This is a genomic window from Geobacter sp. PheSNFMC (assembly GCF_059620965.1).
In genome coordinates this window covers 1-24,803 of record NZ_JCAMRN010000033.1, presented here as the reverse complement: position 1 = coordinate 24,803, position 24,803 = coordinate 1, and the positions used below count along the sequence as shown (strand labels likewise).

Sequence of the window (24,803 nt, the reverse complement as noted above, 5' to 3'; positions counted from 1 at the left end):
CCCCGGGAGGTATGGCCCATGACACCTTTTCCCGCCTATGTGTCCCCGGACTTCACCCGGCCCGACCTGGCCGCCGCGCCGCCGGTCCGCGTGGCCGAGGCCCCCGGCAACGGCGTGCTCCCCGCCGGGTTCCATGCCACCTCAAACTATCCCGAATACGTCCACCTGGGGGGCGGCCGCTGGCTCCTGGCAGCGGGAAGCAGGATGGACGCGGTGCTGGTGCTTGACGGCGACATGCTCAGGGTGGTGGAGCCCCGCCTGGTCAGGCGGGGCGACCGGGTGGCAATGGGGCGGACCGAGAACGGCGAAGAGGGGATCTACGTGCACACCACGGGGTTCGACGCCCCGGCCGGGGCAGGGGGCGGCAAGTTCACCTTCCGCAGCCGCGGCACCCGGGAGAGCCCCTTTTCCCGCTCCTATGACGAGTTGTACGACATCCTGCGCCACGACCGGGACCACGGCCACATTGTCTGGGTCCTGGGGCCCGCCGTGGCGTTCGACCGGGACAGCCGCGCCGCCATGGCCGGCCTGGTCGGGGCGGGCTACTGCCACGCGCTCCTGGCCGGCAACGCCCTGGCCACCCACGATCTGGAGGCTGCCCTGTTCCACACCGGCCTCGGCCAGGACATCTACACCCAGGCCCTGGTGACCGGCGGCCACTACCACCACCTGGACGTCATCAACGAGGTCATGCGGCACGGCTCCCTGGAGCGGGCCATCGCCGAGCTGGGAATTCGCGACGGGATCATCCGCGCCTGCCTGGAGCGCCGGGTGCCGGTGGTCCTGGCGGGCTCCATCCGGGACGACGGGCCGCTCCCCGACGTGATCACCGATTCTCGCCAGGCCCAGGACGCCATGCGCGCCCACGCCCGCCGGGCCACCACGGTCATCGCCCTGGCCACCCAGTTGCATGCCATTGCCGTGGGCAACATGACCCCCAGCTACAGGGTGTTGGATGACGGCACCGTGCGGCCGGTATACTTCTATATCGTGGACATGTCCGAATTCGGGGCCGACAAGCTGGCCAACCGGGGGTCGGGCCAGGCCCGGGCCATCCTCACCAACGTGCAGGATTTCATGGTCAATCTCTGGCACAACCTGAAGGGATGACCCTCCCCGGCCGGGCTTGTCACGGCACGGCCGTTCGTGGTAGCCTTATCTCCGATGGCGGCTCGTAGGCCGCCATCGGCATTCTCGGACCGGGAAGGACCACCATGAACCTGTCAGGTTTTCTCATCGACACCCACGCCCACATCGACGGCCGCGACTTTGCGGCCGATTTCGACGCCATGCTCTCCCGCGCCTGGGAGGCGGGGCTGTCCCACATCGTCACGGTGGGAGCTGACCTGGAGTCCAGCCGGGCCGCGGTTGAACTGGCCAGCCGCCACGAGCGGATCTGGTGCGCCGTGGGCATCCACCCCCACGACGCGGGGCGGGTGACCGACCGCTGCTACGACGAGATCAGGACCCTGGCCCAGGGAAACCCCAAGGTGGCGGCCATCGGCGAGATCGGCCTCGACTTCTTCCGGGACCGCTCACCCCGCGACGAGCAGGAACGGGTCTTCCGCCGCTTCATCCGGCTGGCCCGGGAACTGGCCCTGCCCATCGTGGTGCACGACCGCGACGCCCACGAGCGGGTCATGGCGATCCTGCGCGAGGAAAAGGCCCGGGACGTGGGTGGCGTGCTCCACTGCTTCTCCGGCGACCTGGCCATGGCCCGGGAGTGCATTGACATGGGTTTCCTGATCTCCATCCCCGGCACCGTCACCTACCCTTCCAACGAAGCCCTGCGCCAGGTGGTGCGCGGCGTCAAGGTCGAGCACCTGCTGGTGGAGACCGACTGCCCCTACCTCACCCCGGTCCCCCACCGCGGGAAGCGGAACGAACCGGCCTACGTGCGGCTCGCCGCCGAAAAGGTGGCGGAACTCAAGGGGCTCTCCCTGGAGGACGTGGGACGGATCACCTCCCTCAACGCCCGGCGGCTCTTCGGCATCGGGGAGAGCGACCAGGCGGCCCGGATCGCCTACCGGATCAGGAACTCCCTCTACCTGAACATCACCAACCGCTGCTCCAACCGCTGTTCCTTCTGCGCCAAGTTCGACGACTACACGGTGAAAGGGCATCACCTCCGGCTGGACCACGAGCCGGACAGCACCGAGGTGCTGGCCGCCGTGGGCGAGCCGGGGCCGGTGGATGAAATCGTCTTCTGCGGCTTCGGCGAGCCCATGCTCCGTATCGACCTGATCGTGGAAGTGGCGCGGGAACTGAAGAAACGCGGCTTCCGCATCCGCATCAACACCGACGGCCAGGCGAACCTGGTCCACGGCCGCAACGTCCTGCCCGAACTGCAGGGCCTGGTGGACTGCATCTCCGTGAGCCTCAACGCCGCCGACGCCGACACCTACGCCCGCATCTGCAACACCCCCTTCGGCACCAACGGCTTCACCGGCATCTGCCGGTTCCTGGAGGAGGCCCGGCAGTACATCCCCACGGTGGTGGCCACGGCCGTCACCGTGCCGGGCATCGACGTGGCCGCCGTGCGCGCCCTGGCCGAGTCCCTGGGCGTCGAGTTCCGGGAGCGCGAATATGCCGAGGTGGGGTAAGCCCCTCATCGGACGCCTCCCCCTTTTCGCATCCTCGCACGTGACCGTTGCCCCTCGCATTTCTGCAAACTCCATCGCGCCGGTGCGGCACACAACTCCAACCCCCTGATTTTAGAGCCGTAATTTCTCACCCCACCCCCCGTGCCGCCGGCCAACGGCTCCAAACAGGTATAACTGAATTTGCAGTTATGCAAAATCTCCCCAGCTCTTCGCAATGTTCCACACATTTTCACATCATTACAACATATTGTTTTTAAAACGATTTTTAAAATAAACAGAATTTTATAACAATGGTATGCAAGTTGCTCTATCTGAAACAAACGCACTTCGTTCGTCCACAGAGTCTGAACTCGTTCATAAGGAGGTAGCGCGATGTCGGAACAGGTCAAAAACAAGGGGTGGCAAGTAGCCCTCGCCGGCACCGGGATCAACCTGGCACTCGGCGTTCTCTACGCATGGAGTATCTTCAAGGGCGCCATCAAGACGTCCATCGAGAAGGGGGGCCCGGGGGCTTTCGACTGGAACCTGGCTTCCATCAACGACCCCTACGCGGTCTGCTGCCTGACCTTCGCCTTTGCCATGATCCTTGCCGGCAAGTGCCAGGACAAGATCGGCCCGGCCCGCACCGCCCTCATCGGCGGCCTGCTGGTGGGCATCGGCTTCACCCTCCTCTCCCAGAGCAATGCCTACATGGCATGGGTCATGGGCTTCGGCATCCTGGCCGGCGCGGGCTTCGGCTTCGGCTACTCCGCTGCCACGCCCCCGGCCCTCAAGTGGTTCCCCTCCTCCAAGACCGGCCTCATCGCCGGGATCGTGGTGGCCGGCTTCGGCCTCGCCCCGGTCTACATCGCTCCGGTTTCCAGCTATCTCCTGGGCACCGTGGGCATCCAGCAGGCCATGCTGATCTACGCCGCCGCCTTCGCGGTCATCGTCTGCGGCCTCTCCTTCTTCCTGGTCAACCCGCCGGCCGGCTACGTGCCTGCCGACGTTCCCAAGGCCGAGGGCGCGGCCAAGGCAGCCCCGGCCAAGCCGGCGGTCAATGCCACGGCCTCCGAGATGCTCCGTTCCGGCAAGTTCTACATCCTCTGGATCACCTACTTCATCGGCGCCGGCGCCGGACTCATGGTCATCGGCAGCGTGGCCGGCATCGCCAAGAAGAGCATGGGAAGCATGGCGTTCCTGGCAGTGGCGATCATGGCCCTGGGCAACGCGGGCGGCCGGGTCGTGGCGGGCGTCCTCTCCGACAGGATCGGCCGCATGGCGACGCTGCTCATCATGTTCGTGTTCCAGGCGGTTCTCATGTTCGCAGCCATCCCGGTCGTGAGCGCCGGTCATCCCAACGCCGTCCTCGTGGTGCTGCTGGCAACCTTCATGGGCTTCAACTACGGCGCCAACCTGGCCCTGTTCCCCTCCTTCAGCAAGGATTACTGGGGACTCAAGAACTACGGCCTCAACTACGGTATTCTCTTCACCGCCTGGGGCGTGGGCGGCTTCGTGATGGGACGCGCCTCCGAGATGCTGAACACCCAGACCGGCAGCTTCAACGCCTCCTTCATCCTGGCCGGCGCGCTGCTCACGGTGGGTGCCCTCGTCTCCCTGGCCCTGAAACCGGCAAAGGCCGCCACCCCGGCCACCGCCGCGGCGCAGCCGGTTCCCCGCAGCGACTTCATGGAGAGCTTCATGCGCGGCTGGGCCGACTTCCTCGGCTTCACCCCCTCCACCCCGCGCGGCATGCGTTAACCAAGCAGTCCGCACGGACGTATCCAGCACCAGTGAAGGCCCCGTTCCGGCGGGGCCTTCTTTTTTGTGATCACCGGTCAAATCCGTTGTCCCGGTGAATCAAACTGGCTATACTTTTCGTATTCATTAAACCTGAAAACAACAGTCAACCACGATCCCGGAACGCCCCATGTCCGACAAGGCACGCTGGCTTCTCATACTCTGCCTGGCGCAGATATTCATCATGCTGGTGTTCATCAACTACTCGGCCGTGCTCCCGCTGCTCAAGGCCGAATGGGGGATGAACAACACCATGGCGGGGTCGGTCTTTTCCGTCTACCAACTGGGCTACATCGCGTCGGGGGTGATCCTGTCGGCCCTCACTGACCGGCTCAACACCAAGCGGATCTTCATCGGCGCGGCCCTCTGGTCGGGAACGGCGAACCTCCTGTTCGGCCTCTACGCCCATGACTACGCCTCCGCCATGGTCCTACGCGCCCTGACCGGCATCGGCATGGGGGGCACCTACATGCCGGGGCTGAAGCTGGTGGCGGAGCGGTTCGAGCCGTCCAAGCGGGGGCGTGCCGTGGGGATCTACGTGGGGGCGCTGGTGCTGGGGGCATCCCTGTCGCTGGCGTTGACCGGGGCCGTGGCTTCGGTGGCGGGCTGGCGGGTTGCGATTCTCGTCTGCTCGGCCGGGGTCTACCTGGGCGCGGGGCTCTCCCTGATCGTCTTCCGGGGATACGAGCCGGTCCGGCACGTGACATCAGACCAGACCTTCCAGAAGGAAATCGTGCGCAACAAGCCGGCGTTTCTCATGATTCTGGGCTACGGCTCGCACATGTGGGAGATGTACGGCATGCGGAGCTGGCTGGCGCCGTTCTTTACGGCGTCGCTGGTGCGGCAGGGGATCGACCAGGGGGCGGCCACCGGCTGGGCTGCCACCGCGGCGGCAGCCATCGTCGGCATCGGCACCTTTTCCACGGCCATCACCGGAACCCTCTCGGACCGGCTGGGCCGGACCCGGACCATCACCCTGGTCATGCTCGGCAGCGCCTCCTTGTCCTTCCTCTTCGGCTGGCTGGTCAACGTCTCTCCGTACCTGGCCGTGGCCGTGGGGCTGGCCTACGGCTATCTCATCGTGGCCGAGTCGCCGGTTTTCTCCACCGGCCTCACGGAGCTGGTGGCCCCCGGCTACCTGGGGGCGGCCATGGGGCTCCAGTCGCTGGTGGGCTACTCGCTGGGCATGATCTCGCCCACGGTGTTCGGCTGGGCGCTGGATCTCTGCCGGGGGTGGGAGCCCTTGCCCGGGGTGAGCGGCGAGTGGGGGATCGCCTTTGCCACGGCCGGCGCGGGCGCACTCACGGGGCCCATCTTCATGTGGCTGCTGCGCCGCTGCCCCGAGAGCTCGCGCATGGCCGGAGGCCGAAGGTGAACCGGCTCTCCCTGTTCCAGAAGATCCTGCTGGCCATGCTGACCCTGTCGCTGGTGCCGCTGCTGGTCTCTTCGGCCATCCTGGCCCTGAACCTGGGCAACGTGCGGGAAACCCTTGCCGACCGGATCGCCGATGCCGCGGACCGGCAGGCATCCGAAAGCCTGCGCCTGCGGGCCGAGCAGGTGGCCGAGGGCATAGCCGGCTTCCTGCAGGACTGCGAGGCCGATCTGAAGCTCTGCGTCACCCTCCCCCGCACCCCCGGGATCCTGACCGCCTTCTACGAGAGCCGCCACGGCGAGGTCTGGCGGCGGGACGGCACCGCCGCGGCCCCCCGGGAGGTGCGGGAGTCGATCCCGCGCTACGCCTCCCTGGCCGTGATCGATGCCCACGGCCGGGAAACCCTGGTGATCCGCGAAGGGTCCATCGTGCCCGAAAGCGGGCTGCGCACCGTGGCAGATCCCGCCCGGACCGAGTTCCTGCGGGAGGATTACTTCCAGCGCGCCCGACAGTTGAAACGGGGCGAAATCATCGTGACGCACGTCACCGGCTTCCACGTGGGCAAAGATGAGCAACTGGCCGGCGCCCGGGAACCGGAGGACGCCTACGGCGGAAGGGAATTCCGGGGCGTGATCCGTTTCGCCACCCCGCTGTTCGACAAGCGGGGCCGGTTCGACGGGGTCATGGTCCTGTCCCTCGACCACCGCCTTCTGATGGAATTCTCCCAGCACATCAGCCCCGGCCAGAACCGGGCTGTGGTCTTCCCCTCCTACCGCAGCGGCAACTACGCCTTCATCTTCGACGACGAAGGATGGATCATCACCCATCCCAAGTTCTGGGACATCCGGGGGGTGGACGCCGACGGCATCCTGGTCCCCCCCTACACGAAGAACTCCCCCCCCGCCGACGTCGAGGCGGGCCGCATCCCCTTCAACCTGGACCACGCCGGCTTCATTCACCCCAACTACCCCCGGGTGGCCCAACTGGTGCGGGAGCGCCAGTCGGGCTACGTGGACATCACCAACGTGGGGGGGGCCAAGAAGATCATGGCCTTCGCGCCGATCCCCTACTCTACCGGCGACTACAAGCGCCACGGCATCTTCGGGGGGGTAACCATCGGCTTCCAGGCGGACCAGTTCCACGAAACGGCCCGGGCCGGCGCCGCGGTCATCAACCTCCAGCTCAGGGAACACCTGCGGCTCTCGGCCATCATCGTGGCCGCCACGTCCCTGATGGTGGTCATCTGCGCCTGGCTCCTCTCCCGGGGCGTCACCCGCCCCCTGGCCCTGCTGACCGACGGGGTCAGGCGGCTGGCGGGGGGCGAATCCGGCGCCACGGTGGAGGTGACCGCGCGCGACGAAGTGGGCGAGCTGGCAGACACCTTCAACCGGATGGCCGACGAGCTGGAGCTCCGCAAGAACAGGCTCCTCAAGACCCTGGAGGAGCTGGAGGAATCGCGGCGGCACATGATGGATGAGCGCAACTTCAAGGAAAGCGTTCTGGAAAGCATCTCCAGTGCCATCATGACGCTGTCGCCCGAGGGGCTGCTCACCTCCATCAATGGCACCGGCACGCGCCTGCTGGGGCCGGCAGCGGTCATCGGCGCCCCCTACCAGAAGGTGTTCAGCCAATGGAGCGATATGACCGGCCGGATCGCCGCTGCCCTGGCCGGCCGGCGCGAGTACGGACGCGAGCCGCTCGTGCTCGGGGCCGACGGCAAGGAGCGGCATTTCGAGGTGGGCTTCTTCCCCATCTATGCCGACCGTTCCGGCGGGCTCACCGTCACCATCCGGGACGAGACCGAGAAGGAGAGCTTCCGGGAGGAGATGACGCGGCTGGACCGGCTGGCCTCCCTGGGCAAGCTGGCCGCCGGCATCGCCCACGAGGTGCGCAACCCGCTCACGGGGGTGTCGCTGCTCCTGGACGACCTCCACGACCGGGCCGGGCTCGACCCCGAAAGCCAGGCAATGATGGGCAAGGCGCTCCAGGAGATCGAGCGGGTGGAGCGGCTCGTGGCCGGGCTGCTCAACTTCTCATCCCCGCCCAAGGCATTCCTGCGGGAGGCCGACCTGAACCGCGTCATCCAGGATACGCTCCTGCTCCTGCGCCGGGAGTGCGAGAGCCGGAACGTGGCGCTCGGCTTCGAGCCCGGCGACGTGCCGGTGTTCCGCATCGACGTGGAAAAGGTGCGGCAGGCCCTCCTGAACCTGGTGAAAAACGCCCTGGAGGCCATGCCCGACGGCGGGTCGGTCCGGGTGGCCACCGGCGTTGACGGCGACACTGCCGTGATAACGGTTGCCGACACCGGCCCCGGCATCGCCGGAGACGACCTGCCCCTCATCTTCGAGCCCTTCTTCACCCGCAAGGGGGCGGGCACCGGGTTGGGGCTCTCCATCACCCAGCGCATCGTCGAGGAGCACCACGGCAGGATCAGCGTGGAAAGCAGCGCCGGGGCAGGAACGACCTTCACCATCGTCCTCCCCAGACATGGCGTCTAGGACGCCTGTCGGACTCAGCAGGCTGTTGCAAAACGTTATGAGGAGGCCGGGATGCCCGGCGCACGAGAGCGAAAAGGCGAGGCATACCCATCGGTACGTTGAGCTTTTGAGCGAACGGCACCATGTGCGGAGCACATTGGACAGCCAAAGCTGCCCGAAGGACGAGGCCGTATGGCCGAGTCAGCACCGCAGACCGGCCCCGCAATAGTTTTTCAGGGCGGATCGGCTGCGAATCCGGTCGGGTGGTCCATATCCCGCCGCGTTATCGGTCAATAGAACAACTAGTGGCTCCAAAAATCAACGAAACCTGTCCTTGCCCAGCCGAATTTCCGCTATGATCTCCCATGTCCGGCAGGCTCCTCGTATCCCGTGTTGCCCGCCTGACGTGTTCCCTCTTTTTTTTTCGCTGCCGCCTCCGGCGCCCGGAACAACATTAACGTAACCCAAGAATATCATTAATCAAGTGTCACATGTTACACAAGTGTACGTAACAGAACTGTATCTCATGAAACAGGCCCGTATCCGTGCTGCCCCCGCCCGGCCGCCCCACCGGCGCCGCCAACCGCCTGATATTGCTCGCCGTACAAAAAAAATGCCCGGAGAATAAATCTCCGGGCCAATTGAAAGGAGCCTTCCCGCCTTGTCGTGTGGAGGGCTTTGTTATTTCATTAGCAACTATCTTACCACTCTGAACACCTGGATGCGGTTATTGTTCCTGTCGGCGATCACCACGTCGATGTCGTTCTCCTCGCTGATGCAGAGTTGCGACGGATAGTGGAGGAACGAGTTCTTCCAGCCCATGTTGAGCTGACGGCCCTGGAAGGAGCCGTCCTGGCCGAGGGTGACGACGGCATTGCCGGTCTGGTCGAGGATGAAGATCTTCCCCTGCTTGTCGGTGGCAATGCTGGAGGGGAACTGGAGATACTCCTTCATCCCGTCGGTCAGGGGCTTGAAGGCGGTTTCGCCGCGGGCGGCCGCATAGACCCTGGACGCCACGCTGTCCAGGAGAAGCGTGGTCCCGCTGGCGCTGACCGCCAGGTCTGAGATGAAGCGATACCCCTCGGGGAACGGCATCTGCGACTGGAAGGTGCCGGCCGCATCGGTGACGATGACCCGCGCCCCGAAGATGTCGAGGATATGGATGTTGTCCTTGTCGTCCACGCGGATGCCGCGGGGGGCGATGGCGGCCGGCGCCGGAACCCCCTTCAGATCCAGGTAGCCGGCAAAGCTCCCCTCGGGCGAGAAGTGGGCGATGCGGCGGAGCTTACCGTCGATGACCAGGATGTCCCCCTTGGAGGTCAACTGCACCTTGGTGGGGTACGGCACCTGCTCTGCCTTGATCTCGGTGCCGCCGCGCACCGAGCCGTTCTCGATGCTGTAGCTCAGCAGCCGTCCGCCGCCGGTGTCGGAAACCACCAGGTGCCTCTTGCCGCAGGCTATCCCCTCGGGGGCCTTCATGGTCCCCCCCTTCTCATCGTTGAACTCGGTAGTCAAGTGCTTGAGCTTGATGGCGTCGGCGCCCAGGGCCGGCGATGCGAGCGCTCCTGCAAGGGCAAGCATGGTTATGATCGTTTTTGCCATGGAATCACCTCTTGTACTGTTCGTGGCACTGGACGCAGAGGTCGCTGGTCTTGGGATAGTAGAGCATCTTCTTGAACTCGGTCCCGTGGGCGTCGTGGCAGCTCACGCACAGGATCGGGATGTTCTTGTTGCGCGGATCCCGGAACTTCTCGCCGATGGGGTGGGTCGAGTGGTGCGCCCAGTCGTGGCAGTCGGCGCAGAGTTCGATATCCAGCGACTTCCTGGTCAGGAAGAGGTAGTTGGATGAGTGGGGGTCGTGGCACGCCGTGCACTGGCCGTTCTTGACCGGCTCGTGGGGCGATGCCACCTTTTCCTGACGCTTCATGTTGTCCACGTGGCAACTGTTGCAGAGCACGGCCATGGGCTGGCGCAGGATGCCCTTCTGCTTGCCCGCGTGGGGGTTGTGGCAACTGAGGCAGCCCTGCTTGCTCAGCAGCGGGCCGTGGACCCGGTTCAGCCCGAAGGTGGTGTTGACCATGTCGTTATGGCAGCCGCGGCACAGATCGGTGCCGGTCTTCTTGGTGGCCAGCGGGTTCGGCGAGGTGGCCTCCTCGTGGCACTGGTTGCACATGCGGGTTGCCACCGGCTTGTGGACCGTGTTGTAGAGGATGCCCGGGTTGTCTGAGCCGTGGGGGTCATGGCACCCGGTGCAGCGGGCATTGGCCACCGGATAGTTCATGTGCTTCTTGGCGAACATGGGCCGGTCGGTCTTGTGGCAGCCCACGCAGAGCGGGATGATATCGTTCTTCAGCAGGTACGGGTTCTTGGCCGATGAGTGGGGATCGTGGCAGTTGAGGCACCCCTGGGCCACGGGCATGTGGCGGTACTTGACCTTGGACAGGGTGGCTCCCATCTCCTTGTGGCACTCGAAGCAGAGCTCGTTCCCACCCTTGAGCAGGTTCTCCTTGTTGGGGGCCGAGTGGGGATCGTGGCACTTCATGCAGCTCCCCTCGCCCACCACCTTGTGGACGCTCCTGGCGCCGGAGGGCACCACCGACGAGTGGCAGCGGTAGCAGACCCCGCCGTTATCGGCGGAGAGCAGCTTGCCGTGGGTCGAGGTATGGGGGTTGTGGCAGCCGGTGCACTCCCCCTTTTTCAGGGGGGTGTGCACGAAGGGCTTGGACATCTTCTCCTTGAACGCCGCGTGGCAGTTGAAGCAGAGCTTGCCGGTGGCATCCGGCTTGAGCTTGAATTTGAGCGCGTTGTCCTGGGCGAGCGCAAAGGATGCGCCCAGAATGACAAGCACCGCGCAGAGCGTGTAAAGATATGTGCGATATGCGTGCATGGGAGCTCCTTTTACTGTTTTCCTGTCACGTGGCAATCAGAGCACGAACGCGAAGCAAAGGGGGCGTGCATCACCTTCTTGAAGAACTTCGGGTCCTTGGAACTGTGCGGATCGTGGCAGTTCATGCAGTTCATCACCGTGGCGGAGATCCCCAGGTGAGCGTCCGCGAACGGCTTACGGTCGTAGGAGTGGCACTGGCCGCACAGGGTGACGAGCTGTTCGGTGAGCAGCGAGGGCTGGCCCGCGTTGTGGGGCTTGTGGCAGGTCTGGCAATCCTGCTCCGCAGGCGTGTGAACCTTCTCGCTGGCAAACCGCTCCTTGGTCCCCTTGTGGCAGGACACGCAGAGGTCGGTCCCCTGGGCGAGCAACAGCTTGTTGAGCTTCGCCTTGTGGGGGCTGTGGCACTTGGTGCAGTCCCCTCCCCGGAACGGGGCATGGGAGCTCTTGGCGGCCTTGTCGCCCTGCGCCAGTGACGTGTGGCAGCCGAAGCAGAGCTTCGCCTCGTTGTCCACGATCATCCCCCGCACGTTGCTGCCGTGGGAATCGTGGCAGGTGAGGCACTGGCCGCCGTTGAACGGCATGTGGCTGGAGCCGCCCGACTCGGCCTTCATCAGGTCCGCGTGGCAGGGGGCGCAGAGCTGCGGCACGGTGTTCTTGAGCAGGTTCTTTTCGGCCGAGCCGTGGGCGCCGTGGCACGATACGCAGTCGGCGTTCATGACCGGCTTGTGGGTGAAGGTCTTCTTGAATTTGGTCTCGGCATCGGTGTGGCAGCCGTAGCAGACCGTATCGGCCCGCTCCTTGAGCATGGCGGCGAAGTTGGTGCCGTGGGGGTCATGGCAGGAGCTGCAGTCACCGCCGTTGAAGGGCACGTGCTGCACCTTGTTCTTGAGCCCTTCCTTGGTCTTGGCGTGGCACGAGTAGCAGAGATCCGAGCCGGCCAGGGTGAGCAGTCCCTTGTTGGGAGCCGCGTGGGGCCGGTGGCAGGAGAGGCACCCCTTCTTGTCGCCGGTGATGACCTTGTGGGGCACGGCAACGCGCAGGTTCTTGTCCTTGTGGCACTCGAAGCAGAGGTTGTTGCCGTCGGCCGTGAGCAGTTTCGCGAACTCGGAGGTGTGGGCCCGGTGACAGGAGAGGCAGTCGCCGCTCTTGAACGGCGCGTGCTCGACCACCCCGCCAGCCCCCTTGAGCATGGCCGCATCGTGGCACTGGTAGCAGAGCTCGCTCCCCTTCTGGGTCACCCCGAAGGGCTCGGGCCCGCCGGCCGGATTGTGGCAGCCGTCGCAGCCGCCCGTGGCAACGGGGTTATGGGCGCTGGAGCGGAGGAGCTTCTTGCCGGTGGACGAGTGGGGGTTGTGGCAGATGGTGCAGCGCTTGTTTTCCACCGGATAACCGCCGTGGGCCTTCTTGAAGCTGCCGGCGCCGCTGTCGTGGCAACCGAGGCAGATCTTCGGCTCCTTGTCCCTGAGGAGGTTGTCCTCGGTGGAGCTGTGGGCCGCGTGGCAGGAGCCGCAGCCCTTTTTCGTGATGGCGCCGTGGATGGTCCCCTTCTCGTAATCCTCCTTCTTGTGGCAGACGTAGCAGGACTCCGGCCCGTCACCCTTGAGCAGGTGCGGGGTGGTGGAGGCGTGGGGATTGTGGCAGAGGGTACATTTCCCCTGGCGCAGGGGGGTGTGCACCTTGGGCTTGTCCAGGCCGATCTTGTCCCGGCCGTGGCAGTCGAAGCAGAGCTGGTTGCCGTCCTTCTTGAGCAGCAGCTTCGGCACGATGCCGTGGCGCAGGTGGCAGTCCTCGCACTTCTGCTCCTTGACGATGGTGTGGATGTACTTCATGGAGAGGTACTTGTCATTGAACTTGCCATGACAGTCGACGCATTCCTTGCGGGCGAACTTTTTCGCCGCCTGCGCCGGGCTCTCCGACAGGTGAAGAATGAGCCCCCCCACCAGGAGGGTCACCACCAGGAATAAGAGTTGTCGTTGTGCATGCACGGTGCGCATAGCTCCTCCAGTCCGTTAAAACTCGGCGAAAATCTTGACGTCCGACGCCTTCCTCAGCTTGTCCGCCCACTCAACGATCAGCTTGTTGAGCTGTTCCGACTGGACGTTCTTCCTGATGGCGGCCTCAACCTCGGGGAAGGGCTGCACCTGCTCGGGGATCACGTTGCGGACCAGAATGACGTAGTTGAAGCCGTTGGGATCCGAGTAGACGCGGTATTCACCGGTCTGGGCACCGGTGATGACCTTGTTCAGCCCCTCGGGCAGGGTCTTGAGGGTGACCGGCACGTCCTCGAACTGGATGACCCCGGCGGCCTTGGCATCCACGTGGCCCTCGGCGTTCTCCTTGAACCACTTGAAATCCATGCCCTGGCGCAGCTTTTCCGCGGCGGACTGGGCCGCGTTCTGATCGTTGAAGGCAATGCCGTCCAGCACCACCATGATCGGGTAGGAGTACTCGGACTTGTGCGCCTCGTAGTAGGCCTTCAGCTCATCCTCGGTTACCTTCACGTCCGGGCGGATGACCTTTTCCACGAAATGGCCGAAGATCACGGAGTCCTGGTAGTCGGCGACCTTGTCCAGGTATTCCTTTTTCTTGTCAAAGCCCTTGTCGCGGCCCTCTTTCTCAATGGCCCGCGTTGCCAGGATCTCGAACAGCAGGGAGTCCTTGGCCTTGTTGACCTTCTTCTGGTCGATGGCCATGTCCACCCCGTGGTAGAACTTCATCCGGATCGCCTCGGCCAGGTCGGCCACGGTCACCGGCTTCTCCCCCTTGATGGTGGCCAGGGGGCGCTTGTCCTCCAGGAATTTGGTGAATGCCGCCTTGTCCTTCTCGAAATCGAGCGACTTGATCAGCTTCTTGTCCTGCTTGAGATGCTTCTCGATCAGGTCGGAGCGGTATTTTTCAAGGGCCTTGAAGCGGGCCGCGGTGAGCACTTCCTTTTCGGCCTTCTCCTTCAGCCTCGGGTCGTCGGAATGCTTCACGGCATCGAGCCGGAACAGCATGGCCCCCTTCTGCATGTCGATCACCGGGCCCACGGAGCCGGGCTTCAGCGAATCGATGATCTTCACGATATCGGGGTGGATGTGCTCGTACCTCAGCTTCTCATTCTGCTTGGCCTCGGCGCGCTTCTCCTTGACCTCCGCGGCCATCAGATCGTCAAAGGACGTGCCGTTGTCCAGGGCCTTGCGGGCCTTCTTGGCATCCGCCTCATCCTTGAAAATGAGGGTAGAGAACGTCCACTCCACGTTGAGCTGGCCGTAGCGCTTCTCCACCTCCTTGGGATCGGGCCGCATGTCCTTCACGTGATCCTTGAGCACCATTTCGCGCAGGAGTTTGCGGGAAAAGGTATCGATCATCTCCTTGGGCTGCTCCTGCTGGTCAAGGCCGATGTTGCGCCCTTCCTGGATGATGAGCTTGGAGGTGATGATCCGGTTGAGGATATCCGTAAAGTTCCGGCGGGGGGCCTGCGTTCCTTCCGCCATCCCCTCGTGTACCGTTTCAAGGGAAGCATTCAGGTCGTTGACGGTGATCGGCTCGTCGTTGACCGTTGCCACGGGGAATTCGGCAAACAGCGGCGAGAACAGGGGCACCTTCACCCTGATCGTCATCACGTCGGCCGATGCCGGCGCGGCTTCCACGTTTTCCGGCTTTGCCGTAGAGCCGGCATATCCCGCCACCGGAGCTCCCGCGGCAATGCATGCTACCATCAGCGTAACCAAAGACTTCTTCATCAGACTCCCCTTTCTCTCCATGCAGGTTGTGGCCGCGCCGGGCACTCCGCTCCGGCCGGCCGTCAGGACGATTGGCACTACGAAATTCCTACGGGCTCATCAATATCCGTTCGAGCTCTTCCGGGCTCATCCGCGGCGGCGTCATCTTCACTTCGCGGGTATCCTCGACCATGACCCCCAGCAGGGCCCTCATCATCCCCTCGGTCAGGACATTGGCGGTGGAGATCCTGCGCCAGTCGTAGAAGAAAACACCGTCATCCCCGGTGTTCCTGCTCTTGGTGGCCCAGACCACCATCTTGCTGGAGCGCTCCAGCAGTTGCAGCGAAAAATCCACCCTGGGCCGGCCGGAGCCGCTGGGCATGTCCCGGTACTCGAAGACCCGGCCCGTGAGGATGAAATCGGTTTCCAGGTTGTTGGCCAGCAGGTCCGCCGCGGGCAGGGAAATGCCGTTCTGCATGATGATCCTCATGGCCAGCATCTTGCCCCGGATGACCCCCGGCTCGAGCACGGACAACAACTTGGACGACGCCAACTGCTTCACCACGTGCAGCACCATGATCTCCCCGGCATAGGTGCGCTCGCTCTCGTTGAAGAACGGCAGGACCGCCACGCTGTAACGGCGCTTGGGGTCCAGCGCCATGAAGCGGTACGCCTCCTTGGGCCGGAACCGCCCCTCCCAGCCGGAGGGAGGAACCGCCTTCCCGGCCAGATTCTGCAGCATCGACCCGGACAGGCGGTCAAGGGCCCGGTTCCACAGGACCGACGGGTCTTCCACGATGCCGATCCCCAGGATTCCCGGGGCATCGTCCCCGGCCATCCCCACGCTGTCCATCCAGAGGATCTCCGGCTTTTCCCCGGTGGCAACGAGGCGGGCAACCAGGGACACCTTGGGGGGGCTCACCTCGCTGTAGTACTCCAGGGTCATGATGAGCACCGCATCCACCCCGGCCCTGGCCTTGAACGCGGTGGCCGTTTCCAGATCGAGGCCGCCGGTGTAGCGGATGCGCTGCTGCTCCATGAACCGCCGCAGATCCGCCTCGTCCATGATGCGCATCCCGCTCTGCCGGAGCCGCTCCGTAATGCCGCTGCGCATGGCCGCCAGGGGCGCGTCGGCGCCGCTCAGGTCCTCCATTGGGTAGACCGCCACCAGCGGCCCGTCCGTCTGGCCGGCCTCCACGGGAAGCCGCGCGCATCCCGCCGCCAGGAGAAGCAGCACCAGCGGCAGCAGTGCGAGCAGTCTATTGGAACAGCTTCGAAATGAGATCATCGACCGCTTTCTCAGTCACATCGTTGAGGGGCCTGCCGCCGCCGCCGAGAAGGCGGTCAGTGAACCCGATCCCCCCCTCCGTGGCCGATGCGGACCAGACGACCCTCCCGGTCTGGGCCTCCATAACCTGGAGGCTCAGGGAGATCACGTCGGCCATGGACGAGCCCGAGCGGACGTCGCCGTACTCCCGGACCATGCCCGTGATGACCGCGTCGGCCTTGATCATCTTGGCCAGCTTCACCACCTCCTCGGGCGTGGGGGCGGTGGGGTTCATGACGCCGGCCACCCCCGTCACCCGGCTGACCTCGCCCACGGGGATGACGTACAGGGCCCCCGTGGCCAGCAGCTTGGTGTTGAACACGTCCCGGACCCGCTCCGCGGCCTGGGTATCCTTGGACAGGTTGCCGAAGGGCATCACGGCCACGCTCTGGATCGACCCGAAGTCCATGTTGGGGTCCCGGAAATGCTCCACGTGGGAACAGCCCTGCATCAGCAGGAGCGCGACGAGGCCGAAGATTCCGCAGAATGCCCGTATCAGGGCGCCGGTGTGGGTGACGAATCGTGATCTCATATATGCCCTCTCTCCGTGGAAGTCAGAACGCGAATCTCAGGGTGCTGCTGAAGGTGCGCGAGTCGGACGACTGGCTGACCGACGTGCTCTTCAGGTACAGATAGGACACATCCAGGTAGGAACCGCCCCGGATGTTCCAGCGCAGGCTCGGCACGATGGTCCGGTCCTTCTGGTTGGCGGACGAATTGTACGCCTCGTTGTAGGAAAAGCTCAACTGCAGGGCGCCGTCCCGGAACGGGGACCAGGTTCCGCCGATGTTCCGGGTGGTGACCATGTCCTTGTTCTTTTCCATGATGACGCCAAAGGCCCCGAACAGGTAAACGGAGCGCAGCGGGTTAAAGGCCGCCGACAGGTCGCCGCGGTGGGTGAAGGTGGAGTTGTCGGGCAAGCCGCCGCCGGTCTGATCGGTCATGTTGCCGGAATAGCTCACGTTCACCGTCAGGGTCGAGTGGGGCAGCAGGGTGAGGCCGAAGGTGATGATGGTGGTATTGGTCTTCTGGCCCGACTCGGCGGTGGCCATGCTGTAGCCCCCGTTCAGGTTCACGTCCACTCCCCGGTAGAGGGTGGCGCTGTTGTTGAGGAACAGCGAATTGGTGTCGCTCTTCCTCCCCGCGACCTCCTCGTTGCGGCCGCTGAAGACCAGGCTGTGCATTAGCGTGGGGAGCGGGGTGGCCGTCAGCAGGGTGCTGTAGATGTAGGAGACGCGGGCGCCCTGGTTCTCCTTGGAGTCCTCCCGGGCGAACCGGGCGCTGGCCGAGAGGTACTGGTTGAACCGGTGGCTCGCGGAGAGGCCGTTCGACAGGATGTACCGGGAGGTGGAGATGAAATCCGAGTCGCTCCGGTCGTAGTAGTAGCTCAGTTCGTAGTTCAGGTTCGGGTTCTCCAGAATCCGCACCCGCATGTTCGTGTCGAGCACGTGGGAAAGCTGGGTCGTGGTACGCCGCTGCACCTCCTCGAACTGGACGAATGCCTCCAGTTCGGTCACCTGGATGTCGGTCAGGTTCGCGGTGGGGTCCCTCGACGAAACAGTGCCCAGGGGCAGGGGCGAGGTAACGACCTTCAGGTACCGGGAGGTGGCGCCGGAAAAGCTCAGCTCGTAGAACCAGCCGGTGCCCGCCTCGTTGCTCCTGAACGGGGCCGTGGGCAGGAGCTGCACCAGGGTCCAGTTCAGGTTGTCGCTACTGGTGTAGATCGTCCAGGAGAACCGGTTGTCGATGTCCGGGGGGAGGTCCGTGTTGAGCCAGACGCGGATGCGGTTCACGGACACTGCGCCGCCGAAATCGAAGCCCAGGTTCCGGGGCCTGATGTCGCCCCCCACCGGCTGGATGCCGATATTGACGGCGCTCCCCGTGTTCAGGTTCCCGTCCACCAGCGCCGGGTTGGCGGCCAGGGTGACCAGCAGGGGCGTATCGGTCAGGGCCGACAGGCCGGCCGTGGGAAAGAGCCGGAACAGGGCGCTGTTGGTCTCCTGGGACGAGATGTTGTAGTTGGCGTACAGGGTGACCCGGTCCTGCCAGAACTGATCGTTGTAGGTCACCCGGCCGGTGTGGGTCAGGACCGTGGCGTTGTTCCGGGTCAGGTTGTCCGTGGCATCGGTGTAGAGGCCCTGGTAGTTCAGCTCCAGTTGATCCACCGGCTTGTAGCGGGAGCCCAAGTTGTACGAATTGAGCACCACGTCCTGGAACGCCCGTTCGGAATCATAGGAATTGGTCCGCGTGTAGAGGAACTCCAGGGAGGGGAGCCCCTCGGGCCTGAGGCTCAGCTTGGCGTTATAGTTCTCGTGGATGATGTTGGACGAGCCGACCCCCTCGGTATCGGCGATCTCCTGGCGCCGGTTGTAGCCGAGCCCCGCGGAATAGAGGGGGGTGCCCAGGGTCAGGTCCAGGAAGGGGCTCACCTTCAGCAGGGTGGTATCGAGCTGGGTGTCGTTCAACTCCGCACTGGTCATGGTGTAGTCAACGGTGCCGCCGCCCGTGAAGCGGAGGGTCGGGTAGAGCATCCGGTCCAGGGACAGGTTGTAGCGCTGAAGGATCGAGCTGCTCTTGGTGGACGTGGTCACGTTGCCGGCATCCGTCGACTGGGTATCGGACGTGACGTAGCCCAGCTCCAGGAACCCCCGGAGCCCCTCGGCCCCTGCCGCGGCCGGAAGCAACGCGGCCGCGAGTGCCGCTGCCGCCATGACCCTCCGGAGTATCCGCATCCCGTTGCCCACGCTCCGCCTTACCTTTCGCCCGCCACGACCACGCGGTAGGGCTCGTCGCCCACGTCGATCTGCGCGACCTCCCTCTTGCCCACCAGGCCGATGAACTGCAGCCGCTTCGAGCCGGAGAGGAGGGCCAGGAGATTGTTGTGCTCGCCGTCGATGGTCAGGTACGAGGGGCTGCCCCCGCCGGTGATGAAATTGCCCGGAAGGAGCGAGAAGGGGTCGAAGACGTCGATCACGGAGTCGCCCCGCTTGGCGATATAGATCTGGTCGGTAGAGGTATCGATCTTGATCGTCCGCGCCCCCATCCCCACGTAGACCCGCTTGGCCGTGCTCCGGGTGGTGAGATCGATATCGACCAGGTAGGGGGAGAGCTCGTGGATGACCAGCAGCCGGTCGCCCCTTCGGTTCAACTGCGCCCAGAGCGGCGAGGTTTCGGTAGGCAGCGTGGCGACCACCGCGCGCCGCGCGATGTCAACCACCGACACCGAATTGGACAGGGTATTGAGCACGTAGGCCGTGCGTCCCAGCCGGTCCACGATCACGGCGCCGGGCCTGCTCCCCACGATGACCCGAGCCAGTTCCGACTGGGAGGCCGGGTCCACGAAGCTGAGCGTATTGGAGCCGCTGTTGGAGACCAGCAGGGTCCTGCCGTCGGGGGTCAGGGCCAGTTCGGCCGGGGCGTCGCCGATGCTGAGGCGGATGCGGGTCAGGGAATAGTCGGCCATCAGGTCGATGACCTCCACGGCGTCGTCGCCCGACAGGGCCACATAGGCCCGCCGCGCCGCCTGGTCGAAGACGATGCCGGCCGGGGCCCGCCCGGTCTCGATGAACTCCGTGACCCGGGCCTCCCGCTTGTCAAACACCGCAATGGTGTTGGCCCCCTTGTTGGTGACGAAGCCCGTGAGTCCCCACAGGGGCCGCCCGGGGATTTCGGCCTTGAAGACCGGCGAGAAGCTGAAGCGCTTGCTGACCGATGCCTCTTCATCCAGCGTGAGGGAGACGAGGACCGCCTTCTGGGGCTCCACCACGAAGGGGAACTCGATCATGACCGGCTTCTCGGGCGGCAGCAGGGCCATCCGCCCCTCGTCGGTCTTGATGCCCGCCCCCGCAATCCGGAACGACAGGCCGCTGTACCGCCCCCCCGGCAGGATCGCCGACCCCAGCATCCGCTGCCACTTCATGGTGGCGGGGGTCGCCTCGGTCAGCCTGAGGGTGAGGGGTATCTCCGTGCCGTCGTTTTTGATCGCCGAAACCCCCGCCACGGTGAAATCGAGCCGGTTGGCGTCCCGGGGGAAGGGCTCCAGGTAGAGGAACAGCTCACCCTCGGCGAACAACTGGGGCTTGGCGACGACAACGGGCGCGTGGCAGCCGCTGCACGCCAGCACGGCGAGCACGGCGGCCCACAGGACGATGAGGAGGGCTGTCCCGCGGGACGTCATGCGCTTGGGAGGATTCTCGTTCATGGTGCTCCCCGATCCCCTAGCCACGGTCATGGCACGGACGTGTGGCATTTGGTGCAGAGCGCCGCCTGCTCCGGCGAGAAGAGCGACGCGGGCCGGTCATAGTACGCCCTGAGGGCTTCCATCTCGCTGCGGCCCTGGCCGTAGGGCTGGTAGGCCTCCCCTTCCTGGGAATACTTGCCGCTGTAGGTCACGTAGGGCGTCTTGGTGTTCCAGCGGGTGGCGCCGTCCCAGCCGCTGGCGTGGGCCCGGTGGCAGGTGAGGCACATGACGCGCGGGGTGCCGTCCGCGGTGCTGGGCCCCTTGGTGGGGGTGGCCGTCACGATGTTCCGCAGCAGGGCATAGTTGTTGGTCCCCGCCTCGAAGGGGACCAGCGACAGCCAGGAGGTGGCCTCCACGCCGGACAGATCCCCGGTCTTGATGTAGCGGTTGTAGTAATCCACCATGACGCCGCCCAGGGGGGCTTCGGTGCCGGCCGGGTGCACCAGCCCTCCCCCGCTGCCGTCCCGGTGGATGTTCGGGTGACAGTTCCGGCACCACTCGGACATCCCCTGGCCGTAGGCCACGCGGGTCGCGGTGGTGCTCTCGCTCCGGTTGTAGTCGGCCGGGGCCACCGCGGCCGGGGGCCCGTTGATGAAGGAAAAAGCCGGTCCCAGCGATTTGGGGTAATAGCCGTTCCCCCCCAGGAGCCGGTAGGCGCCCACGGCCATGGCGGCATCGGGCTCGGCGCCGGTGGCGTAGCTCCCCGAACCCCGGATCGGCTTGCCCGTGACCGCAATGGAGCCGTCCTGGTCGCGGCGGTAGCGGCCGTGGGGGTCGTGGCAGGCAACGCAGGACAGGCTCGCCGCCGGATAGCTGCCGCCGGGGGCCGTCATCTTCAGGGCATCCTGGAGATAGCCGTAGTCCCCCGCAACCACGTTGTGGCCGTGCCGGTCCCCCTCGCTGTTCGAAAGCGTCGAGCCGAAGGCCGGAATCCAGGTGTAGGACTTCCTGAGCCAGCCGAAATCGCCGCCCGGCCCCAACTGCTTGGGCGGAACGCCGAACGGCATCTCGGACCCCGGCGTGCTCACGTGATAGGAGGTGGGACCCACGTCCCCCGCCTTCTCATGGCAGTTCAGGCAGGTGGAGCTGGAATCGCCCCCCTTCAGGAGATACCGGTTGCCCATGCCCGCCGGCCGGCCGTTGGAGGCCACCGCGAAGCCCCCTTCCGAGTTGTGCATGGTGTGACACCCCTCGCACTCGCCCGCGCCCCCCTCGTGAAAGGCGAGGGAACGGCCCCCCGTGGCCGGCAGCAGTGCCGGCAGCAGGACCAGGAGCGCAAGTATGGCCTTGGGTGTTTTCACGCCGATTCCTTAATGGGCCGTCCCTGGGCCGGGTACGGGTTGCCGTGCTGCCGGCCCGTCATGGTCGCGATGATTTCGCGCATCCTGCGGACGAATACCGCCTGGTCCGGAAGCGGCTTGCCGCGCGCCTCCGCCCCGGTCAATTCCTCGTTGTAGGCAACCCGGACAGCCTCCATCACCTCGGCGGCCAGCCTTTTGGCCGAACCGTCCCGTTCCCTGCCGTTAATATCCGCCTGGCCGATGATCACCCGCTCGTCGCTGTCCACGAAATCAACCACCGTCAGCTCACGGCTGACGCGGCTCATGACCGCGGCAACGTTTACGACGACCCGGCGACCAGATTCATCAAGCAAGGCCAGTGCCAGTTGATCGAGCGGCTGCGGACTGCTCGCCATTTCCTCCAGGTATTCGTTGCGCAGGAACCGCCACGGGGCGAACGAGGCATAGTTCCGTTCCAGCGCCGAGACCAGGAGACCGAACCGGGGCGAATCGTACCGCCCCCCCAGGAAGATGGCCCGGGCCTCCAGGGCCAGGGACGCGGCACGGTCGAGCGTCATCCAGCGGTTCTCCCGGGCGAGCCGGTCCGCCGGGGACACGGTTTCGTCCAGGTAGGCGAGAACGCTCTCCCGGTGCCGGGCAAGGGCGTTCACGTTGACCTCGGGCAGCGAAGCCTTGCCGGTGGAGCGGGGGACCGAGAATTCGAGATAGAGGTTGTCGTCCGTGTTAATTCTACCGGTGCGGCTGAACCTGTCGGCACCCGCCGTGCCCATGACGAAGAAACTCAGCAGATCGGTGGCGCTCCCCATCTGCACCCGCTCCAGATCGGCGGCCACCGCCGGCGCGGCGATCCGGGCGGCCAGCTCGTCCTCGCTCAGGAGGATGGGGGCGTTGCTGCCGATGAGCATGGCATCGCCCTGGGTCATCCAGACCAGGACGTGGCGGTAGGCCTGCCGGAAGGTCCGGACCACCGACCTGAGATCGTCGGCGGAAAGGTCGTAAAGGGGGAGCCACTGGCACATGATGCCGCCGGCCCGCAGGTGCTCGGCGGCCAGCTCGAAATACTCCCGGGTGTAGTTGTAGCCGGCGCCGCTCAGCCACGGGTGGATGGGATCGGCGGTGATCACGTCGTAGCGCTCGCCCGTGGTCGCCAGGTAGTTGCGGCCGTCGCTGAACGCCACCCTCAGCCGGCGGTCGTCCAGCACGCCGTGATTGTAGGCGGCAAAGGAGCGCGTCACCCCCAGCACCTTCGGCTCCACCTCGGCCAGCGTCATTTCGGACACGCTCGGATGGACCGATACGGCGCCGAGGATGATGCCGCTGCCCGCGCCGATCACAAGCACCTTGCGCGGGTTGCGGTGCAGGAGCATGGGCAGGTGGCCCAGGGCGTACTGGTTCTGGAGGCTCTCGCTGTGGTCGGAGGACTCGATCCGGCCGTTGCGCAGGAACGCCTGGTAGCCCCCCCGGACCCTGATGGAGCTGACGATGGACTGGATCCCCTCGGCGTAATAGAGGACATCGGTGTGCCGCTTGGCCTCGGCGATCAGGTCCGGGGTCCTGAACACCTCCGGCTGGTTGGTGCGGTAGATGGCAAAGTACTTGGCGTCCCAGACCCGGGGCATGGTGCTTGCGGCGGCCATGCCGCCGAGCACGGCCAGCACGGTGCCTGCCGTGACCAGCCCGCGTGCGGTGCCGCGCAGCAGGCTCGCCAGGATCAGCAGGCCGAAACCGGCGTTCATCGCGGCCAGCAGGTAGAGGGAACGCTCGATGCCGAAGATCTGGAGCAGCACGAAACCGCTCGCCACGGTGCCGAGAATGGCGCCGATCGTGTTGCAGGTCAGCACCTCGCCCACGGCATGCCCCACCTTGCGCCGGCGGCAGGCATCAAGGGTCCCGGCCAGGGGAAAGGCAACCCCCATGAAAAAGGCCGGGATGAACAGGTAGGAAAAGACCAGAGCGAAACTGGCGAACTGCCGCGCGCGGAACAGGTCGGTGCCGTGCGCCGTGAAAAAGTCCTGGAGAAAGAGCCCCCTGGTGGGAAGGTCGCGGATGAGGACCGTCACCACCAGCGCACTGACGCCGATCGCGATCTGCACCATGCCGAACCCACCGATCAGCCTCGACACGGGGCAGCCCCCCGCCTCGGGCGGCCGGAGACGGCGGGCCCACAGGCCGTAGGCCCCGCTGCCCGCGGCAATGCCGGTCAGGAAGGCCGCCAGCATCAGGGTGAAGCCATACACGTTCGTGCCGATCACGATCCCCAGGATCCGGGTCCAGAGCACCTCGTACCCCAGGGCGCAGAAGCCGCTGACCCCGATCCCCCAGACCACGAGCCCGATGCGGGCTCTCTCCCCGGCCTGCGTAACGGCGGGCAGGGGCGCCGGGGCCTCCTCCCCGCCGGGTGCCAGGTGCCGGGCCGCCGGCCCCTGGAGCGCGAAACAGGCGATGCCCAGCAGCACGTTCACGGTGATTGCCCCGGCCATGGTGTCCGATACCCCGAACCGTCCCAGCAGATAGAATCCGGCCCCGAAGCAGCCGGCCACCGCGCCGAAGGTGTTCAGGGCGTAGAGGTACGCCACTCCCCGCCCCACCGCGCGCCGGCCCCGGACCATGAACGCGGCCAGCACCGGCAGCGTCCCCCCCAGCAGGGTCGTGGGGACGATGAGCGCGATGGCGGCGAGCACGACCCGCAGGGCGAGCGTGGTCACGCGGGAAAGCTGGTGCGAATGCTCGGTCAGAGACTCGAAGGAGTAGGCGGGCATCAGGGAGTAGAGGTTCAGCAGGGCGATGAAGAGCAGGGCGAAAAAGGCGATGCCGATCTCAAGGGCCCCGTAGAGCCGCAGCAGGTTCCGGGTGGTGCGGACGCGCCGGCCGAAGAGCCAGCTCCCCAGGGCAAGCCCTCCCATGACCACGGCCAGCACCGTGGTTACCGCCAGGTGCGAGCCGCCGAAGACGAGGCTGAGCTTTCTGACCCAGATGACCTCATAGACCAGGGCGGTGGCTCCCGAGAGGAAGAAGATCAGATAGATGAGAGCGGTAATGAGGATCGGCATGGTACGCTCAAAACCCTCGCCCCGGCAGAGGCCGGAAACCGAGGGATGTTTCACCGGTTGTCG

The 24,803-nt window shown here is 65.4% G+C and carries 15 protein-coding genes; 5 read left to right on the top strand and 10 right to left on the bottom strand.

The genetic code is table 11. The features are described from left to right. Positions 1-18 precede the first annotated feature (18 nt). The 5 genes from AC6CDK_RS09075 to AC6CDK_RS09055 all read left to right on the top strand — a co-directional run bounded on the left by AC6CDK_RS09075 (position 19) and on the right by AC6CDK_RS09055 (position 8,252). On the top strand, positions 19-1,110 hold the full coding sequence (locus tag AC6CDK_RS09075) for a putative NPN-dependent ornithine cyclodeaminase (RefSeq protein ID WP_192905272.1): 1,092 nt from the start codon (positions 19-21) through the stop codon (positions 1,108-1,110). Between the two features lie 104 nt (positions 1,111-1,214). Beyond that, a complete protein-coding gene (locus tag AC6CDK_RS09070) occupies positions 1,215-2,603 on the top strand; it encodes a TatD family hydrolase (RefSeq protein WP_039643466.1) in 1,389 nt (462 codons plus the stop codon). Positions 2,604-2,975: 372 nt separating this feature from the next. After that, positions 2,976-4,343: an L-lactate MFS transporter gene (locus AC6CDK_RS09065; protein WP_039643464.1), complete on the top strand. Its 1,368-nt coding sequence runs from the start codon at positions 2,976-2,978 to the stop codon at positions 4,341-4,343. Positions 4,344-4,512: 169 nt separating this feature from the next. Further along, positions 4,513-5,757, top strand: a complete 1,245-nt coding sequence (locus AC6CDK_RS09060) for an MFS transporter (RefSeq protein WP_192905273.1) — start codon at positions 4,513-4,515, stop codon at positions 5,755-5,757. Then, positions 5,754-8,252: an ATP-binding protein gene (locus AC6CDK_RS09055; protein ID WP_192905274.1), complete on the top strand. Its 2,499-nt coding sequence runs from the start codon at positions 5,754-5,756 to the stop codon at positions 8,250-8,252. Before AC6CDK_RS09060 ends, AC6CDK_RS09055 begins: the two co-directional genes overlap by 4 nt. A gap of 675 nt (positions 8,253-8,927) precedes the next feature. Here AC6CDK_RS09055 and AC6CDK_RS09050 read toward each other — a convergent pair. The 10 genes from AC6CDK_RS09050 to AC6CDK_RS09005 form a co-directional block, all read right to left on the bottom strand. Continuing rightward, a complete protein-coding gene (locus AC6CDK_RS09050; protein WP_039643458.1) occupies positions 8,928-9,833 on the bottom strand; it encodes an NHL repeat-containing protein in 906 nt (301 codons plus the stop codon). Between the two features lie 4 nt (positions 9,834-9,837). Beyond that, complete coding sequence (locus AC6CDK_RS09045) at positions 9,838-11,118, bottom strand: cytochrome c3 family protein (RefSeq protein ID WP_039643456.1); 1,281 nt, start codon at positions 11,116-11,118, stop codon at positions 9,838-9,840. Between the two features lie 11 nt (positions 11,119-11,129). Then, a complete protein-coding gene (locus AC6CDK_RS09040; protein WP_226048271.1) occupies positions 11,130-13,112 on the bottom strand; it encodes a cytochrome c3 family protein in 1,983 nt (660 codons plus the stop codon). A gap of 15 nt (positions 13,113-13,127) precedes the next feature. Continuing rightward, complete coding sequence (locus AC6CDK_RS09035; protein ID WP_039643454.1) at positions 13,128-14,843, bottom strand: peptidylprolyl isomerase; 1,716 nt, start codon at positions 14,841-14,843, stop codon at positions 13,128-13,130. A gap of 88 nt (positions 14,844-14,931) precedes the next feature. Continuing rightward, on the bottom strand, positions 14,932-16,110 hold the full coding sequence (locus AC6CDK_RS09030; protein ID WP_192905275.1) for a hypothetical protein: 1,179 nt from the start codon (positions 16,108-16,110) through the stop codon (positions 14,932-14,934). Next, positions 16,082-16,681 (bottom strand): GNA1162 family protein, encoded by a 600-nt coding sequence (locus AC6CDK_RS09025; RefSeq protein ID WP_039643451.1) that lies wholly within the window; start codon positions 16,679-16,681, stop codon positions 16,082-16,084. The genes AC6CDK_RS09030 and AC6CDK_RS09025 overlap by 29 nt, the downstream gene beginning before the upstream one ends. Before the next feature lie 22 nt (positions 16,682-16,703). Next, the gene (locus tag AC6CDK_RS09020) at positions 16,704-18,881 is read right to left on the bottom strand and encodes a hypothetical protein (protein WP_066358294.1); all 2,178 of its coding nucleotides are present in this window, start codon (positions 18,879-18,881) and stop codon (positions 16,704-16,706) included. 20 nt (positions 18,882-18,901) lie between these two features. Beyond that, positions 18,902-20,350 (bottom strand): YncE family protein, encoded by a 1,449-nt coding sequence (locus tag AC6CDK_RS09015; RefSeq protein WP_039643448.1) that lies wholly within the window; start codon positions 20,348-20,350, stop codon positions 18,902-18,904. Between the two features lie 26 nt (positions 20,351-20,376). Next, entirely contained in the window at positions 20,377-21,690 is a 1,314-nt protein-coding gene (locus tag AC6CDK_RS09010; RefSeq protein WP_192905276.1) for a cytochrome C, read from the bottom strand. Beyond that, a partial coding sequence (locus AC6CDK_RS09005) for a fused MFS/spermidine synthase (protein ID WP_496639806.1) occupies positions 21,687-24,803 on the bottom strand: 3,117 nt, incomplete at its 5' end. The genes AC6CDK_RS09005 and AC6CDK_RS09010, both read right to left, overlap by 4 nt.

Coding starts and splice junctions, on each gene's coding strand:
- AC6CDK_RS09015 (WP_039643448.1), bottom strand. CDS start 20,350: ATGAACGAGAATCCTCCCAAGCGCATGACGTCCCGCGGGACAGCCCTC.
- AC6CDK_RS09065 (WP_039643464.1), top strand. CDS start 2,976: ATGTCGGAACAGGTCAAAAACAAGGGGTGGCAAGTAGCCCTCGCCGGC.
- AC6CDK_RS09060 (WP_192905273.1), top strand. CDS start 4,513: ATGTCCGACAAGGCACGCTGGCTTCTCATACTCTGCCTGGCGCAGATA.
- AC6CDK_RS09075 (WP_192905272.1), top strand. CDS start 19: ATGACACCTTTTCCCGCCTATGTGTCCCCGGACTTCACCCGGCCCGAC.
- AC6CDK_RS09020 (WP_066358294.1), bottom strand. CDS start 18,881: ATGCGGATACTCCGGAGGGTCATGGCGGCAGCGGCACTCGCGGCCGCG.
- AC6CDK_RS09045 (WP_039643456.1), bottom strand. CDS start 11,118: ATGCACGCATATCGCACATATCTTTACACGCTCTGCGCGGTGCTTGTC.
- AC6CDK_RS09035 (WP_039643454.1), bottom strand. CDS start 14,843: ATGAAGAAGTCTTTGGTTACGCTGATGGTAGCATGCATTGCCGCGGGA.
- AC6CDK_RS09070 (WP_039643466.1), top strand. CDS start 1,215: ATGAACCTGTCAGGTTTTCTCATCGACACCCACGCCCACATCGACGGC.
- AC6CDK_RS09025 (WP_039643451.1), bottom strand. CDS start 16,681: ATGAGATCACGATTCGTCACCCACACCGGCGCCCTGATACGGGCATTC.
- AC6CDK_RS09030 (WP_192905275.1), bottom strand. CDS start 16,110: ATGATCTCATTTCGAAGCTGTTCCAATAGACTGCTCGCACTGCTGCCG.
- AC6CDK_RS09050 (WP_039643458.1), bottom strand. CDS start 9,833: ATGGCAAAAACGATCATAACCATGCTTGCCCTTGCAGGAGCGCTCGCA.
- AC6CDK_RS09040 (WP_226048271.1), bottom strand. CDS start 13,112: ATGCGCACCGTGCATGCACAACGACAACTCTTATTCCTGGTGGTGACC.